This window comes from Paraburkholderia phenazinium, from assembly GCF_900100735.1.
Taxonomy (GTDB): domain Bacteria; phylum Pseudomonadota; class Gammaproteobacteria; order Burkholderiales; family Burkholderiaceae; genus Paraburkholderia; species Paraburkholderia phenazinia.
This window is the reverse complement of sequence record NZ_FNCJ01000002.1, coordinates 401,410-416,507: the sequence shown is the minus strand read 5'-3', so window position 1 is coordinate 416,507 and position 15,098 is coordinate 401,410. Positions and strand designations below refer to the sequence as shown.

At 62.7% G+C, this 15,098-nt stretch carries 16 protein-coding genes and 2 pseudogenes; 7 read left to right on the top strand and 11 right to left on the bottom strand.

Annotated features, from left to right (window positions below; genetic code table 11):
* Positions 1–31 precede the first annotated feature (31 nt).
* On the top strand, positions 32–940 hold the full coding sequence (locus tag BLQ92_RS05685; RefSeq protein ID WP_090682954.1) for a TauD/TfdA dioxygenase family protein: 909 nt from the start codon (positions 32–34) through the stop codon (positions 938–940).
* Between the two features lie 86 nt (positions 941–1,026).
* On the opposite strand, the gene BLQ92_RS05680 is transcribed toward BLQ92_RS05685, so the two are convergent.
* Genes BLQ92_RS05680 through BLQ92_RS05670 form a run of 3 tightly spaced genes read right to left on the bottom strand, consistent with a single transcriptional unit; the run spans position 1,027 to position 3,988 of the window.
* The gene (locus BLQ92_RS05680) at positions 1,027–2,061 is read right to left on the bottom strand and encodes an ABC transporter substrate-binding protein (protein WP_090682434.1); all 1,035 of its coding nucleotides are present in this window, start codon (positions 2,059–2,061) and stop codon (positions 1,027–1,029) included.
* Positions 2,062–2,102: 41 nt separating this feature from the next.
* On the bottom strand, positions 2,103–2,933 hold the full coding sequence (locus BLQ92_RS05675) for an ABC transporter ATP-binding protein (protein ID WP_090682433.1): 831 nt from the start codon (positions 2,931–2,933) through the stop codon (positions 2,103–2,105).
* A complete protein-coding gene (locus BLQ92_RS05670; protein ID WP_090682431.1) occupies positions 2,927–3,988 on the bottom strand; it encodes an ABC transporter permease in 1,062 nt (353 codons plus the stop codon). The genes BLQ92_RS05675 and BLQ92_RS05670 overlap by 7 nt, the downstream gene beginning before the upstream one ends.
* Before the next feature lie 333 nt (positions 3,989–4,321).
* Here BLQ92_RS05670 and BLQ92_RS05665 point away from each other — a divergent pair, with 333 nt between their 5' ends.
* Positions 4,322–5,524 carry a porin gene (locus BLQ92_RS05665; RefSeq protein ID WP_090682430.1) on the top strand — a complete coding sequence of 401 codons (1,203 nt, stop codon included), beginning with the start codon at positions 4,322–4,324 and terminating at the stop codon, positions 5,522–5,524.
* An 83-nt stretch (positions 5,525–5,607) separates the two neighbouring features.
* Here the strand turns inward: BLQ92_RS05665 and BLQ92_RS05660 are convergent.
* The 4 genes and pseudogenes from BLQ92_RS05660 to BLQ92_RS05645 all read right to left on the bottom strand — a co-directional run bounded on the left by BLQ92_RS05660 (position 5,608) and on the right by BLQ92_RS05645 (position 7,313).
* Positions 5,608–6,208: pseudogene (locus BLQ92_RS05660) on the bottom strand (SDR family NAD(P)-dependent oxidoreductase).
* Positions 6,209–6,254: 46 nt separating this feature from the next.
* Positions 6,255–6,503: a hypothetical protein gene (locus tag BLQ92_RS05655; RefSeq protein ID WP_090682429.1), complete on the bottom strand. Its 249-nt coding sequence runs from the start codon at positions 6,501–6,503 to the stop codon at positions 6,255–6,257.
* A 142-nt stretch (positions 6,504–6,645) separates the two neighbouring features.
* A pseudogene (locus BLQ92_RS40575) lies at positions 6,646–6,744 on the bottom strand (c-type cytochrome); the annotation flags it as partial.
* Between the two features lie 167 nt (positions 6,745–6,911).
* Entirely contained in the window at positions 6,912–7,313 is a 402-nt protein-coding gene (locus tag BLQ92_RS05645) for a transposase (RefSeq protein WP_175772138.1), read from the bottom strand.
* Between the two features lie 321 nt (positions 7,314–7,634).
* On the opposite strand from BLQ92_RS05645, the gene BLQ92_RS05640 reads away from it, so the two are divergent.
* The 5 genes from BLQ92_RS05640 to BLQ92_RS05620 all read left to right on the top strand — a co-directional run bounded on the left by BLQ92_RS05640 (position 7,635) and on the right by BLQ92_RS05620 (position 10,772).
* Positions 7,635–8,213: an isochorismatase family protein gene (locus tag BLQ92_RS05640; RefSeq protein WP_090682426.1), complete on the top strand. Its 579-nt coding sequence runs from the start codon at positions 7,635–7,637 to the stop codon at positions 8,211–8,213.
* Between the two features lie 2 nt (positions 8,214–8,215).
* A complete protein-coding gene (locus BLQ92_RS05635) occupies positions 8,216–9,187 on the top strand; it encodes a GlxA family transcriptional regulator (RefSeq protein WP_090682424.1) in 972 nt (323 codons plus the stop codon).
* A gap of 166 nt (positions 9,188–9,353) precedes the next feature.
* Entirely contained in the window at positions 9,354–9,605 is a 252-nt protein-coding gene (locus BLQ92_RS40570; protein WP_244106092.1) for a hypothetical protein, read from the top strand.
* 36 nt (positions 9,606–9,641) lie between these two features.
* Positions 9,642–9,983 (top strand): ABC transporter substrate-binding protein, encoded by a 342-nt coding sequence (locus BLQ92_RS05625; RefSeq protein WP_244106093.1) that lies wholly within the window; start codon positions 9,642–9,644, stop codon positions 9,981–9,983.
* A gap of 219 nt (positions 9,984–10,202) precedes the next feature.
* Positions 10,203–10,772 carry a phasin family protein gene (locus BLQ92_RS05620; RefSeq protein WP_090682420.1) on the top strand — a complete coding sequence of 190 codons (570 nt, stop codon included), beginning with the start codon at positions 10,203–10,205 and terminating at the stop codon, positions 10,770–10,772.
* Between the two features lie 161 nt (positions 10,773–10,933).
* Here the strand turns inward: BLQ92_RS05620 and argG are convergent, their stop codons facing one another.
* From argG to BLQ92_RS05600, 4 genes are all read right to left on the bottom strand, one after another.
* Complete coding sequence (argG, locus tag BLQ92_RS05615; RefSeq protein WP_090682418.1) at positions 10,934–12,268, bottom strand: argininosuccinate synthase; 1,335 nt, start codon at positions 12,266–12,268, stop codon at positions 10,934–10,936.
* 141 nt (positions 12,269–12,409) lie between these two features.
* Positions 12,410–12,961 carry a GNAT family N-acetyltransferase gene (locus BLQ92_RS05610; protein ID WP_090682417.1) on the bottom strand — a complete coding sequence of 184 codons (552 nt, stop codon included), beginning with the start codon at positions 12,959–12,961 and terminating at the stop codon, positions 12,410–12,412.
* Between the two features lie 38 nt (positions 12,962–12,999).
* Complete coding sequence (locus BLQ92_RS05605) at positions 13,000–14,040, bottom strand: LLM class flavin-dependent oxidoreductase (RefSeq protein ID WP_090682416.1); 1,041 nt, start codon at positions 14,038–14,040, stop codon at positions 13,000–13,002.
* A gap of 90 nt (positions 14,041–14,130) precedes the next feature.
* The gene (locus BLQ92_RS05600; protein WP_244106105.1) at positions 14,131–15,072 is read right to left on the bottom strand and encodes an ABC transporter substrate-binding protein; all 942 of its coding nucleotides are present in this window, start codon (positions 15,070–15,072) and stop codon (positions 14,131–14,133) included.
* Positions 15,073–15,098: the final 26 nt, after the last annotated feature.

Genomic DNA, 15,098 nt, shown 5'->3' with positions numbered 1-15,098 from the left:
GTTCGGACTGAACAAAGAGTGACCTGTGACGATTGCTTCCGACTCCGCCGTTCCCGCCCAGGCCGCCAGTTTCGGCACGGCGGTCCCTCAGCCTGTTGAAATCCGTGCCTTCGGCGGCCCGGTGGGCGCCGAAGTGCTGGGCCTAGATCTGAGCCAACCGCTGGCCGCCGAGGACTTCGCGCGCATTCATCGCGCGCACCTCGATCACCACGTACTGGTGTTTCGCGACCAGCGCATCACGCCCGAGCAACAGATCGCCTTTAGCCGCCGCTTCGGGCCGCTGCAAATCCATGTGCTGCACCAGTTCCAACTCCCGGGACATCCGGAAGTGCTGGTCGTGTCGAATATCGTCGAAAACGGCAAGCCGATTGGTCTGGGTGACGCGGGCCATTTCTGGCATTCGGACCTCTCATACAAGGAAAAGCCGAGCCTCGGTTCGCTGCTGCACGCTCAGGAGTTGCCAGGCGAAGGCGGCGATACCTTGTTTGCGAACATGCACCTCGCGTGGGACACCCTGCCCGCTCATCTGCGCAATGCCGTCGAGGGGCGCGTCGCGGAGCATACCTACCTCGCGAAGTACGCGGAATTGCAGAAGCGCAGTCCGTGGCGGCCGAATCTGTCGGCCGAGCAGATTGCAGAGGTCAAGCCGGTCGTGCATCCGATCGTGCGCACCCATCCCGAGACAGGCCGGAAGGCGCTCTTCGTCAGCGAACATTTCACGACCCGCGTGATCGGCCTGCCTGAAGACGAGAGCAAGCAATTGCTCGAAGAGATCTTCGCGCACAGCGTGCGCCCTGAGCATCTCTACCGGCATGTGTGGGCGGAGTGCGACATGGTGTTCTGGGACAACCGCTCGCTGATGCATCTCGCGGCCGGCACGCCGGATCATCTGCGCCGCAAGCTCTACCGCACGACAATCGAAGGCGACGTGCCGTTCTGACTGCCGTGCGCCGCTGGGGCATATAGATATCGCAGTCATGCCGGCGGCGATGCCAGCATGACTGGCCTGCAAGGCCCTGCGAGGCCTTAAGCGAGCACGTCCGAAAACACCCGCGTCGCGAGCCGGTTTGAATCGGTGCCGCTGTTGAGCACATTGACCGCTTTCAGATCGTCGGCGTAAAGCGCAATCTCTTTCCTGAACGCCTCACCCGTCGGGTGATGATGATCGGTGTGGCTCTTCAGCATCGCAGTCAACTGGTTAACATCTGCGGACGGCGCGTGTACCGAGAAAATCGCCGCTGCTTCTGCAGGATTGTTGGCAGTCCATTCGGTTGCTTCCAGCAACGCCTGGGTCAGCGCCTGCGCAGTGGCCCGGTCCTTGCGGATCAGCGAGCCGCGTACTCCGAGCACGCAGCATGATCGCGCCTGATACTCGCCGCACAGGTTGTTCGACACTTCATATAGATGGTCCGACTCGCGGATGTTCCAGATGGTCGGATCGCCATCCGCAATGGCGTGGACCTCGCCTTTTTTCAACGCTTCGCCGAGCAGATTGGCCGGATACTGCCGCCAGCTCACCTCCGTCTCGGGATCGACGCCCTGCTTCTTCAGCAAGATCGCAAAGAAGTTCTTGGTCGGACTCGCCATATCGCTCACGCCGACAACGCGGCCTTTCAGTCCGGCTACGTCGACGATGCCCGAGGCGCGCGTCGCCAGCAGCCGCATGCAGCCACCGTGTATGCCGGCCGTCAGCTTCACGTCGAAGCCCTGCTCCAGCGGCTTCAACCAACGCAACGCCATGCCGACACCCGCGTCGGCCTTGCCCGTGGCAATCGCCTCGAGAAGTTGATCGGTCGAGCCGGAGAAGTTAATCAGTTGTACCTGCAAGCCATGGCGGGTGAAAAAGCCCTGCTTGTCCGCTACCGCGACGGGCGCCGTGCAGATCGCTCCTGCATTCCATGAAAGACTCAGCGGCTTGAGCGGTGTTTGGGCGGATGCGAGCGGCACCGCCAGACCCAGTGAAGTGCCGCCAAGCGCTGCCGCCCCGGCCGCCCAGGCTGTCTTGCGCAGCCACGCGCGGCGTGCGTAGCTCGCAGGAGAGGTATCGTCGGCAAATGTCATTATTTTCTCGTCGTGTGGTCGATGTTATAGGTAGCTTTGTTTCAGATATCGAGACCTAGTTGCGCAAGCACTTCGCGGCGCAGCGCGACCAGTTTCGGATCATCCCGATGCCGGGGATACGGTGCATCGTTGCGAACCTCCGCGACGATACGCGCCGGCCGCTCGCTGAAGACGATGACCCGATCAGCAAGCAGTAGTGCCTCTTCGACGTCATGCGTCACGAGCAGGACCGAGAAGCGCGCGTCCTGCCATAAGCGCGCCAGTTCACCCTGCATGCGCATACGCGTGAGCGAATCGAGCTTGCCGAATGGCTCATCGAGCACCAGCAGCGCAGGATCGTTGACGAGGGCGCGCGCCAACGCGACGCGCTGCGCCATGCCGCCCGACAACTGGTGGGGAAACGCATCGGCAAACTCGCTGAGACCGACGAGCTGCAGTACGGCGTCGACACGATCCTGCGTATCGTCATGATGCGCATTACGCCACCAGCCGCGCCCGCGGCGCTGAGCCTGCGGGCCAACGCCAACATTGCCGCGCACCGTACGCCACGGATACAGCGTGGGGTCCTGGAATACGACGACCCGCGACGGATCGGGTCCGGCGATCGCGGCGCCATCCGCGTGCAGCGTGCCTTGCGTCGGCTTGTCGAGGCCGGCGACGAGCCGCAGCAAGGTCGATTTGCCGCAACCGCTCGGCCCCAGCAAGGCGACGAACTCACCCGGCTCGACGGCGAAGTCGATGTCCTGCAACACCGGCAGCGTCGCGCCACGCAGCGCGAACTGGTGGCTGACATGACGCACGTCGATTCGCGCGCCGCCACGTAGTGCTCGCCCACTCCCAGCTCCTGCTAACACTTCGGGTACGGCTACCATTTGAGCAATCCTTTCTGCCATCCAAGCAGCCGGTCGCGCACGCGGAACAGCAGCGTGATGAGGCCCGAGCACATCAAGGCCATCACGAGCAGCGCCGCGTACATGTTCGCGTAGGCGGCCCAACCCTGCGCCCATTGCAGATACCAGCCAAGGCCTGCCTTCACACCCATCATCTCGGCGACGATCAGCACCGAGAACGATGCGCCAAGGCCCATGAAAAGACCGACGAAAACCGACGGCAACGCGGCCGGGATCGCCACCCGGAGAATCAGAAAGCCGGGCCTCGCGCCCAGCGTGCGCGCAATGTCGTAGTAGGCCGAGTTGACGCTCGCGACGCCCGACCATGTCAGCACGGTCACCGGAAACGCGGTAGCCAGCGCGATCAGGAACACGCTTGCGCTAAAACTCGATGGAAAGAAAAAGAATGCGAGCGGCAGCCACGCAGTCGACGGCAACGGCCCAATAAGGCGCAGCACCGGATGCACCCAGTAGCTCACCGCCTTCGACCAGCCGATACTGACGCCCGTAACGAAACCAGTGACAGCACCGAGCACATAACCGCACGCCAGCAGGCCAAACGAGTGGGCGACGCTCGAACCGAGCCGCGGATTGTCCTCCGCAAACACACCGATCAGCGCCTGCGGTGGAGCAAAGAACGGCCGCGGCAACCATTCGAGTTGCGCAGTCAACACTTCCCACGCGCTGATGCCAAGCGCCAATGCGAGCAGCCAGGGCATTGCGCGAACCCATGTCTCGACCCGCGACCCAGATGTCGCGTTGCGGACTTCACGCGTGCCATCCACGCCAGTGCGCCAGCCAAGCGCAGCAATAGCGATGGCGAACGCCGCCAGCACCACTTTGAACACAATGAATTGCCCGGTGTAAGGCCACTCGTCGGCGGCCGGCCACCACTGCGTCAGCGCCGCGCTGCCGAGCCAGGCCAGGGCGGCGAGCCCAGTGATCAAGGCACTGCGCGGCAGCTTGGGGCGCGTTAGTGCAGCCGCTTCCACGTCGGCCACGTCACGGACCGCGGCCGGTTCGAGCTGGGTGGACATGATGTTTCAGATCTCCCGCATGGTTTCGGTTGCGCGTGCAACCAGCCAGGCAAGTATCGCCCTCGTCCTCGTACGCTCCAACAAACAAATTGCGCTTTGCTTATTTTTGGCGTTCAGGAGCAAGCCCATAAGAACATGACGAATCATGGTGTAGGGCCTGCACACTGTTGCAAGAACGAGACATTGCGAAATTTTCTATCCCTAAGCAATTTGGCCTGGGCCACTTTCACGGAAATTTAATTTGGCGCCGACAACATCGCCCCGCCTGATGGCGTGAATGTCGTCCCTAGGCGAGCGATAGATCCCTCCTCAAACAAAGTGAAAAAAATGAACATGAAAAAGACCTCGGTGGCCCTACTGGCACTTGGCGCGTTTGCTGGCGCAGCTCATGCGCAAAGCAGCGTGACGCTGTACGGCATCGTCGATACGGGTTTGCTGATCAACAACAACGTCAAAGGCCTGCACGAGTACGCGCTCTCGCAAGGCACCTCGTCACGCTGGGGCCTGAAGGGCACGGAAGATCTGGGTGGCGGCCTCGCGGCGATCTTCGACCTCGAAAGCGGCTTCACCACCGGCACGGGCACGCTGTCTCAAGGTGGCCTCGAGTTCGGCCGTAAGGCATTCGTCGGCTTGAGCAGCAAGCAGTGGGGTACGCTCACGGCCGGCCGCCAATACTCGGTCAGCAACGACCTGACCTCGTCGTTCGCGTCTGGCGCCGATTGGGCTGCCTCGGGTCTTGGCTACGGTACGCGCGCGAGCGACGTCGACAACGTCGATACGTCGAACCGCATCCAGAACTCGATCAAGTACGAGAGCCCGAACTACAAAGGCCTGCAAGCGGGCGTGCTGTACAGCCTGGGCGGCGTGGCGGGCAATTTCTCGCAGAATTCGATCTGGGACGCGGCGGTCTCCTATCAGAACGGCCCGATCAGCCTCGGTGCAGGCTACACGTTCGTTAAGGATCCGTACTACTCGTTCTTCGGCAACCAGGGCAATTCGTCGACCCCGTCGACTCCGACTACGGGCAGCCCGAACGACAATATGAACAACAAGATCTTCGGCGGCTATGCTTCGGCCGGCTCGCAGCAGATCATCGTGGCGGGCGGTTCGTACGCATTCGGTCCGGCAACCGTCGGCCTGTTGTACTCGAACACGCAATTCCAGAAACTGGGCACGGTCAGCAACCCGGTCGGCGCGATCCCGGCTCCGAAGTACACGAGCGGCACCGCGACCTTCAACTCGGGCGAAATCAACCTCAAGTACCAGTTGAACCCGTCGCTGCTGCTGGCCGGCGCGTATATCTACACGCACAACAGCGGTGCAGACAACCTGGGCAGCGCGAAGTACAACCAGTTCAACCTGGGCGTGATCTACTCGCTGTCGAAGCGCACTTCGCTCTACGCGATCGGCTTCTATGAGACGGCTTCGGGCGTCGATTCGACGGGCAAGCAGGCCGTTGCCGACCTCAACGGCAGCGCTTACTCGGCCAACAACCACCAGCTCGCCGGTATCTTCGGCATCACGCACCGCTTCTAAGCGAAACAACGGCCGCACTCGCGCGGCCGTTAGCATCATGCGCAGCAGGAACTCATCCGGCGTCATGTTGGGAAAGTTTCACCTTAAAACGTTTCGCTGAATGGTCGTAGATCGATTTCCTGTGACCATGCGCTGCGCCCTTGCTGATGGAGATGCCAATAGGCGTCGGCGATCTCGGCCGGCTTGAGCAGGCCATCCTCCCCGCGTTCGGCAACCCGGTGCGGCGCCGACGTACGCAGGCGCTCGCCGTCGATGCCGCCATCGACCACCACATGCGCAACATGGATATTCTGCGGCCCAAACTCGCGCGCGAGACTCTGCGCAAGTGAGCGCAAACCCGCTTTGGCCGATGCAAACGCCGCAAATGGCGGACGCCCGCGCAGCGAAGCAGTCGCACCCGTGAACAACAGCGAACCCCGGCCCGCGGCCAGCAGGGGCCGCAACGCCGCTTGGGCAAACAGGAAACCACCGAGGGTCGTCACACGCCACGCAGCTTCGAACTGCTCGGCACTCAGCTCGAGCGTCGGGGCACGCGTCGCGCCGCCGGCATTGAAAATCGCCGCATCGAGCGTGCTCCTGAGCGAAACGGCGCGCGAGCGCAGCGCCTAGTCCAGCACTCGCCCCTACCCCGGCAATCCACGCGAGACGCTTGTGCGACTGGTCTTTCCCGACAACCTCGGTCATTACTTTCTCCATCGTGTCGTCGCCGCTTGCGCGCGGGACACGAGTGTCACTCTGGTCGGATATCGAGCGGCACGACAAACATACCGGCGGTGTATTCCATATGGAAATAACCGCAGCGCGCGTAAGCGGCAATGCGTTCATGCCGCTCGAGTGATTGCGCGCCATGGGCCGTTGCCGATGGCTCGTCTGAGGATGGAGCCGGTGTGACTTGCACGCGTTTTGACAACTGGTTCTGCAGGCTTCGCACCGGATGTCGAAGTCCGCCCCAGATAAGCGTCGCTGAAAGTGTGGCCATAGGACCTCCGCCGACTCATCGCTATACCAATGAATCTAGAGACCTCAATAAGCAAGCGCAAACAAGTTTTTGTGGATTGGTTTTCGGAAAACGCAGCAAAAACCCTACCGGCAATGCGCGTAACGCCAAGCCTCAGCGCAATTCAAAGCCGTCCAGGTCGTGGATCCGCAACGAATCCGTCGCGATTAGGCATTTTCACCGCCGGCAAAGACCTTGCGTCCAGCCGGGTATCCGCGGGCACGCCGCAGAGCATCGCGGATCAGTTGCAGCAATGGTTCGAGGAAGAAGACGCCGACGGCTTCAACATCATGTCGCCGCGGCCTCAGAACCGCTATACCCACCTCGCGGCGCCCGCACGCGCAGGCTGACCGGCAAACCAGCGATGCCCACGCGGAGCATCGAAAAACCTCAGGCCGCTTCGAGCGGCGCGCGCCACGTTTGCGGACTGCTCCACGAGAGGCCCTTCAAGCGGTCGTGATTCGGGTTCGCCGGCGGATGGTTGAACGCATCGCCAACCGGGCCGCGCAGCGACACCTTCCGGCCGGCGGCATTGAGCCGTCTGACGATTTCGGCGAGCGTACCGTCGGCTTGCCACTCTTCAAAGCGGCGGCGGCAAGTCGGGCGCGATGGATACCAGCCTGGCACCCTGGACCAACTGTGTCCGGTCGATAACGCCCACAACACCGCGTTGACCACCACGCGCGGCTCCACACGCCGTCGGCCGGACCGGTCAGGCGGCACAGCTTCATTACAGAATAGCCCTTCGATCAGGGCCCATTCGCTGTCTGTCAAATCGTCAAACTGAATCATCTCTTCGATCTCCGGGGCGCGGCAGCCGTTTCTAGCGACGCCCGCAATCTTAGGTGCCGTGCGCCGTTCGTCGAAGTGATCTTTCGCGTTAAGCAAAGATTCGGGCGTGGAAAGAGGTTGCTTTGCTTCGAAGGCGCCGATCCGCTTTGATTGACGATGCCCGCAACCGTGTTCCTGAGACGTCTGGCGCGGGGCCGTTCGAAGCGTCGGCATCCTCCTCGATTGGATGGCCGATTTTGTCCCATTCCTGTCTGCAAACACGCTCGATATCTTCGTTATAGGTGTCTATGATTGACTCCTCTATCCTCGGAGTTACAGAAAATGTCCGTATTCAACGCCGCCAGATCCGCTCTCCTCATCATCGATGTGCAGGAATCGTTTCGTCACAGACCCTACTGGTCCGAAGCGGACCTGCCGGCCTTCAAGGAGGCCGTGCTGCGGCTGGAACGCGGCGCGCGCGAACATGGCGTGCCGGTCATCCACGTGTTCCATATCGACCAGGACGCAGCGTTCACCAAGGAATCCGGGTTTGTCACTGCGCTGGATTGGGTGCCGGGCGGACCGGATGTCGTGTTCGAAAAGCATACCCACAATGCATTCACCGATACCGGGCTCGATCTGTGGTTGCGCCGCCGCGGCATCAACCATCTCGTCATTACCGGCATACGCACCGAGCAGTGCTGCGAAACTACGACACGCGTCGCGTCGGACATCGGGTACGCGGTGGACTACGTGACCGAGGCCACCCTCACGTTTCCGATGACGCACGCCGGCAGTGGCCGCGTCTACTCCCCCGAGGAAATCAAGGCGCGCACAGAGTTGGTCCTGGCGGGGCGCTTTGCACGCATCGCCAGCGTCGACGATGCGTTGGCCGGCTGGCAATCACAACGCGCGGCCTGATCATGAAGACGTCCGTATGGTTCGTGCTGACGCCTCCCGTGCTGCTGCTCGACTATGCGGGCCCCGCCGAGGCTCTGCGCATGGCGGTGGACTCCGGCGCGCCCTTCGATCTGCATCATTGCGCCCCGCTGTCGCGGCTGACGACATCGATCGGTACCGCGCTCGACGGGCTCGCCCCGCTTCCGGACACTCTGCCGCCGAACAGTCTGGTCATCGTCGTGGGCACGCACGAAACGCCCGAGCCCGGGGCTAGCAAGGCATTCGACGCCGTCACTGACTGGCTCAAAACCGTGCCCGCAGCCGATGCGCGCATCGCCAGCATTTGCTCCGGTGCACTCCTGCTTGCTCGCGCGGGACGCCTGACCGGCCGCCGTTGCACGACCCACTTCAGCCTCCTGGACTTACTCAAGCACGAGGAGCCCACGGCGCGTGTGCAGGACGACTGCCTGTTCGTTGACGACGGCGACGTACTCACGAGCGCCGGCATCACAGCGGGCGTCGATCTGGCGCTGTATCTGATCGAACACTACGCAGGTGCGGAACTGGCCGCTGATATTGCGCGCCGCCAGGTGGTGTATCAGCGCCGGGCTGGCGAATACTCGCAACTGTCGCCGTGGCTCGCTCATCGCAACCACATGCATCCGGCGGTACACCGGGCCCAGGATGCCATCTCGCAAGATCCCGCCCGCGCGTGGAATGTGACCGACCTTGCCCAGGCCGCGCATGTCAGCGCGCGGCATCTCAGCCGGCTCTTTGCCGAGCATGCCGGAATCACCATCCTGGCCTATCAACAGCGCCTGCGCGTGGCCCGCGCGCAGCAACTGCTGGAGCGCCCGGAACTCACCATCGAACGGGTGGCCGAACAGGCGGGGTTCGCCTCGGCACGCGATTTCCGGCGCGTATGGCGGCGCTATTGCGACACGCCGCCCCGTGAAGCGGCTGCGCGCACCCGCCAGACAGGTAGCCGCGAATGAAGCGTAGCGTGTCGCAAGATGACGTGTTGACCTCTGTGCGAGGTCATATCCACCCGTCCTGGAGGTTGCAAAGACGCTGTACTGCTATGGATATGCGAAAAAAATAGTTCGCCACGTTCGCAGGATTGCGGACACTCGATATGTTCAAATCGACCTGCCGACCACCATGAAGGGATTCGGATATCACCCTCATCGAACGCTCGATGAAGCCGCGGAAAGCGAGGCTGGCCCGTTTGAGGACCCACATCGCATCTCCGTTAAACAGGTAGCCACCGTGCTGCTGGTCGGCGCCATTCTGGCGTGCATCCACAGGGAAATTTCGGGTGCGGCCGATGGGTCGCTCGCGTCCCTCATCACGGGATATGCTCGCGGCACGCTGCACCATCTCGTGACGCTCGTGGCCAGCCACGGTCCATGATTCCTGATCGAACTCGGCGGCAACGCCGTCAACGGCGTGACCACTAATACGAGCTTTTTCCCCGGCGATCCGCGCCCAGAAGTGCAAACCTTCGTGCACGACTTCGAGGCGAAATATCATCGCGAGCCAGACGCGTTCAACGCATTTGCCTACGATGCGGTGGTTATCGCCGCTTACGCGCTGCGTACCGGTGGCGCTGATCGCCGCGGCGTGCGCGATGCACTGCCTAAACTGCACGACATACCAAGCGTCGTATTCGGCAAAGCGACGTTCGATCCCACGACGCGGCGCGTGATCGGCGTAAAAAGCATCAACCTCGTTGCCCGCGACGGTCATTGGATATTGCGCGACAAGAGCGCTGCAGTCGCGACGAAGTGACCCGCGTCCGGTGCCTACCCGCGATGCACCGCTACCCAAATACCGTTACCGTCTCTCATCGGAATAGCTAGACCTGTGGGCCATATTTGCTATCACGAATATGTCATTTGACTTCGCTGGTCGCGGCACCAAGAATGGGTTTCATGTTGCGACGCATCACCTTCGCACCATGTTTTCGAAGTCACCACCCGTGCACGTCTACTACCCTGGAGTAACAAGATGACCCAGTCTGCTCAGGAACAATTCGCCGCAGCACAAAAAAGCCATGCCGACGCATTCTTTGGCCTGACCAACAAGGTGTTCGATGGTTTCGAAAAACTGACCGTCCTCAACCTGCAGGCCGCGAAATCGATCATTGCCGACACTCAGGAAGCCGCCCAGAAAGTGCTGTCCGGGAAAGACCCGCAAGATCTGCTCAAGCTGCAGACCTCACTGACGCAGCCGTCCGCCGAAAAGACCCAGGCATACGGCCGTCATGCCTATGAGATCCTCTCGGCGACGCATGCGGAATTCATTAAGTTCGCCGAAGCGAGATTCTCCGAATACAGCCAGAGTGCACAGACTTTTGTCGACAGCGTGACCAGGAACGCACCAGCCGGTTCGGAATCCGCGGTGGCGCTGCTGAAGTCGACCATCACCGCTGCCCAAACCGCCTTCGATAGCGTTAAGAAGGCAACCGGGCAAGCAGTGGAAATTGCGGAAAGCAATTTCGACGCTGCGACTACCGCCGCGTCGAAAGCTGCCAAGGACAGCGCGGCGCAAGCGTCGCGAACCGCCAAGGCCGCCTGACGACGCGGCTATGACTCTTTCACTTGACCACGTCGTAATCCGCGTGCGCGATCTCGATGCCAGCATCAGCCGGTATCGCGCACGAGAGCGGCTCCCGCTTTGCCAGCCGTAGCCGTCGACCGGATGAAGGAGATCTTCATCCGGTCTTGAACTGCCTCGACTTACTTGCTGTCGCCCTTCAACTGCGGCAGCGCCAGCGCCTCGCCCGGCGCGAGCAAGCCTACTTCCGAGTAGATCTGCAGCTTGGCGCGCGTATCGGTGATGTCAAGATTACGCATCGTAAGCTGGCCGATCCGGTCGCGCGGCGAGAAGGTCGATTCGACCTTTTCCATCGAAAGACGCTCCGGCTGGTACGTCAGGTTCGGCGACTTCGTGCTCAGGATCGAGTAGTCGTTGCCGCGGCGCAGTTCGATCGTGACTTCGCCCGTGATCGCGCGTGCCACCCAACGCTGTGCCGTTTCGCGCAGCATGATCGCCTGCGGGTCGAACCAGCGGCCCTGATACAGCAGGCGGCCCAGGCGCCGGCCGTTTTCGCGGTACTGCTCGATAGTGTCTTCGTTGTGGATGCCCGTGACGAGACGCTCGTAAGCGATGTACAGCAACGCGAGCCCCGGCGCTTCATAGATGCCGCGGCTCTTCGCCTCGATGATCCGGTTTTCGATCTGGTCGCTCATGCCGAGACCGTGGCGCCCGCCAATGCGGTTCGCTTCCAGCAGCAGCTCGACGGCATCCGTGTACTGGACGCCGTTCAGCGCGACCGGATGACCTTCTTCGAAGCGGATCGTGATCTCTTCTTTCGCGATCTGCACGTCATCTCGCCAGAATGCGACGCCCATGATCGGGTTCACGATCTTGATGCCGCTTTCGAGGCTTTCCAGATCCTTCGCTTCGTGCGTCGCGCCGAGCAGGTTCGAATCGGTGGAATAGGCCTTTTCCGCCGACATTTTGTATTCGAAGCCCGACTGGCGCATGAATTCGGACATCTCCGCCCGGCCGCCCAGTTCGTCGATGAACGTCTGGTCGAGCCAAGGCTTGTAGATCTTCAGATCCGGATTCACGAGCAGGCCGTAGCGGTAGAAGCGCTCGATGTCGTTGCCCTTGTACGTGCTGCCATCGCCCCAGATGTTGACGCCATCTTCCTTCATCGCGGCGACCAGCATCGTGCCGGTCACAGCGCGGCCGATCGGCGTCGTATTGAAGTAGGTCACGCCGGCGGTCGAGATATGGAACGCGCCCGATTGCAGGGCGGCGATGCCCTCGGCGACCAGTTGGGCCCGGCAGTCGATGAGCCGCGCGCCTTCTGCACCGTACTGGATCGCGCGACGCGGAATGGAATCGTAGTCGTCCTCGTCGGGCTGGCCGAGGTTTGCCGTGTAGGCGTAGGGGACCGCGCCCTTGAGCCGCATCCAGTGCAGCGCGGCGCTCGTGTCGAGGCCGCCGGAGAAGGCGATGCCGACTTTCTGGCCGGCCGGGAGACTTTCGAGAATTGTACTCATGTGGAAAACCGCTAGATCGAGGTAGGGAGAATGACGTGCGACCTGAAAGTATCGGCTTTGCCCGACTTTCAGGCAAGTCCGGCGTGCAGGCGAGGCCCCGCGAACCCAAGATCATAGCCGAATTGCGCCGCAGCGCCGGCGTTAGCCGGCCTGCAAGGGCGACAGGTACTTCTCGAACAGGACGCCAGGCGGCTCATCCTCACCGAAGTCGTGCGCGGACAGCAAGGTATAGCCATTGGTCTGGTATAGGGCGACCGCCTCGGGCTGACGAGGACCGGTGCCGAGGTACACGCGCGCATAACCCTGGCGGGCCGCCTGCGCCTCCAGTTCCGCTAGGACGCGGCGGGCCAGGCCTTGACGGCGGTGGTTGCGGCTGGCCCAGATCCGCTTGAACTCAGTGGTGCCGGGGTCCGTATGGGGCATGAAGGCGCCGCCCGCGATTGCCTGCCCGTCTCGCAGCAGCAGCACAAAGGCGCCCTGCGGCGGCGCGAAGGCCTCGGCGGGATAGCGCTGCATTTCCCTCGCGATCTCGGCCGCATCGATCAGACCTGCGTAACGGGTGCTGTATTCATAGGCCAATTCGTCGAACAGAGGCTGGGCCAACGGGTCGTGCACCGAAACGTAGACGAAGCGATCATCGGGCGCGGTTTGAATCGGCTGTGAGGCAACGGGACTAGAGGTGGCTTGTGTCATAAGGTCAATCACTCGATCCGGCAAGGTGCGCACCGCTGCTAAGCCGCAAAGGACTCGCGCGCGACGGCGGGCCGCCAGCCCAGTTCGGGGGCGATGCGCGTTACGAAGTCCTCGAGAATCTGCTGATAATTCTCAAACGGCAGATCATACGGCAGTTCCAGGCGCAATTCGCTGATCTGCCCCACCACCGGATCGTCGAGCAACCGGGCGACGATCTCGTCGGACGTACCGACCAGATCGGGCACAAACAGCGTGCGCCGCTCGCCGTGCGGCGTCAGCGTGCGCACATGGCGCCCCTGGGCGAACTCGCGATAGCGCTGGCGCGTGCGGGCATCGGCGCCGTCGATCGGCACGATCACGCGGCCCAGCGCGATCCGCGGCGCTCGCGCTTCGCTCCAGTGCGAGCGGAACAGATCGAGTTGGCGTAGCTGCGCATCGCGGTAGTCGTCGGTTCCCTCGCCCGTCGTGATGTTACCGATCAGCAGATTGAAACCGTTGCGAGCGGCCCACTCGATCGAGCGCCGCGAGCCGCCGCCGTACCACAGCCGTTCGGTCAGGCCCGGCGCATACGGGCCCACGCGCGGCCGCACGCGACCTGCCGCCGATTCGACGAAGGTATCTTCGCCGCCGAGCCATTCTCCCGCCAGATTGCGGCGCAAACGCTCGACACGAGCATGCGAGAAGTCGATCAGTTCGGGGTTCGCATCGAACAGCCGTTCGCCGAGCAGGATGCCGTGCGTAGGCGCACCCGCGCTCAGCCCGATATTCAGGCGGCCGCGAGACAATATATCGACGGTGGCGAGATCCTCAGCGAGGCGAAACGGGTTCTCATACCCCATCTGGATCACCGCCGCGCCGAGGTCGATGCGCGTCGTACGCTGGCTCGCAGCCGCGAGGAAGGTCGCCGCCGACGACACCGCGCGCTCCAGATGGCGCTGGCGGACCCACGCACTGTCGTAACCGAGCGCCTCGCCGGCGCCAAACAGTTCAAGTGTCCGCTCGAAGCCGGCGAGCGGTGCATCGTCCGGGTAATTGCCCGGTGTCAGGAAAGCTAGATGATCAATGCGCACAGCACTCATACGGGCCCTCAGTGGTTCTGGCGATGCGTCGGCACCCGCTTGACGGTAGCTCGCATCGGCGTTGTGATTCCCGCCAGGGAACGTCCTTGATCAGGCGTCTGGAAAGCCGGGCGGATTAGTTTCCGAGCGATCGATGGCTTCCGTCTGCAGACCCCAGCGGGCGAGCGCAGCGCGATATTGCCCGCCACGGATCAAGCCGTTGGTCGCCGCCGTCAGCGCTGGCGCGAGGCCGCTACCCTTGCGTGTCGCAATCGCGACATCCGCCTTGAATGGCCAGCCCGCGTTGACCGTGCCCACCTGACGGATCTGCCCTTGTGTCGCGGCCTCGTAGGCAAGCGGCGCGTCCGGGTTGAAGATCGCGTCTGCGCGCCCCGACAGCAGCGCCAGCCGCTCCGACGCGCCATCGTCGTAGGACTGCAGCGTGGCCTCTTTCAGCCCGTGCGCTACGTTGCGCTGGTTCCATTCGAGCAGGATGCGCTCCTGGATCGCGCCAGAGCCGGTGATGATGCGCAGCCCCGCGATATCCTGCGGTTCGCGGATCGACTTGATCGCGCTGTCAGTCCGGACGTAGAACCCGTGCAAACCCAGCCGGTAGGTCGTAAAGTCGAACTTTTGCTTGCGCTTCTCGGTCACGCCGACGTTCGAGATCACCGCGTCGTATCGGCCCGAGGCAAGACCGAGCGGCCAGTCCGGCCACGCGACGGGCACCAGCAGCAAGCGCAGACCGAGTGTATCGGCGATGAGCTGCGCGTAATCGGGATCGGCGCCCACGACAGTACGGGCGTCGGTCGCATAGGTTGCGATCGGCGCAGCGAACGGCGCGATGGCCACCGTGAACACGCCGGGCGTGACGAAGCGATAGCCGGCGAGCAGGCGCAGCGCGTCGGGATCCCTGGCTGCGCGGATACGCCCGTTCTGCTCCGGGCCAAAGTCGAAAGACTGCGTGGCAGCCCGCGCGAATCCGATGGGCCACACTAGCGGCGTGGCCGCCAGCGCGGTCAAGCTGGCCACGAACGTCCGTCTGCTGGTCAGCATCGGTTGTCTTGAGTCGTAACGTT

Bases quoted from the DNA above. Each gene is read 5' to 3' on its own strand.
- BLQ92_RS05680 (WP_090682434.1), bottom strand. From the start codon at position 2,061: ATGACATTTGCCGACGATACCTCTCCTGCGAGCTACGCACGCCGCGCG.
- BLQ92_RS05675 (WP_090682433.1), bottom strand. From the start codon at position 2,933: ATGGTAGCCGTACCCGAAGTGTTAGCAGGAGCTGGGAGTGGGCGAGCA.
- BLQ92_RS05670 (WP_090682431.1), bottom strand. From the start codon at position 3,988: ATGTCCACCCAGCTCGAACCGGCCGCGGTCCGTGACGTGGCCGACGTG.
- BLQ92_RS05665 (WP_090682430.1), top strand. From the start codon at position 4,322: ATGAAAAAGACCTCGGTGGCCCTACTGGCACTTGGCGCGTTTGCTGGC.
- BLQ92_RS05655 (WP_090682429.1), bottom strand. From the start codon at position 6,503: ATGGCCACACTTTCAGCGACGCTTATCTGGGGCGGACTTCGACATCCG.
- BLQ92_RS05645 (WP_175772138.1), bottom strand. From the start codon at position 7,313: ATGATTCAGTTTGACGATTTGACAGACAGCGAATGGGCCCTGATCGAA.
- BLQ92_RS05640 (WP_090682426.1), top strand. From the start codon at position 7,635: ATGTCCGTATTCAACGCCGCCAGATCCGCTCTCCTCATCATCGATGTG.
- BLQ92_RS05635 (WP_090682424.1), top strand. From the start codon at position 8,216: ATGAAGACGTCCGTATGGTTCGTGCTGACGCCTCCCGTGCTGCTGCTC.
- BLQ92_RS40570 (WP_244106092.1), top strand. From the start codon at position 9,354: ATGAAGGGATTCGGATATCACCCTCATCGAACGCTCGATGAAGCCGCG.
- BLQ92_RS05620 (WP_090682420.1), top strand. From the start codon at position 10,203: ATGACCCAGTCTGCTCAGGAACAATTCGCCGCAGCACAAAAAAGCCAT.
- argG (WP_090682418.1), bottom strand. From the start codon at position 12,268: ATGAGTACAATTCTCGAAAGTCTCCCGGCCGGCCAGAAAGTCGGCATC.
- BLQ92_RS05610 (WP_090682417.1), bottom strand. From the start codon at position 12,961: ATGACACAAGCCACCTCTAGTCCCGTTGCCTCACAGCCGATTCAAACC.
- BLQ92_RS05605 (WP_090682416.1), bottom strand. From the start codon at position 14,040: ATGAGTGCTGTGCGCATTGATCATCTAGCTTTCCTGACACCGGGCAAT.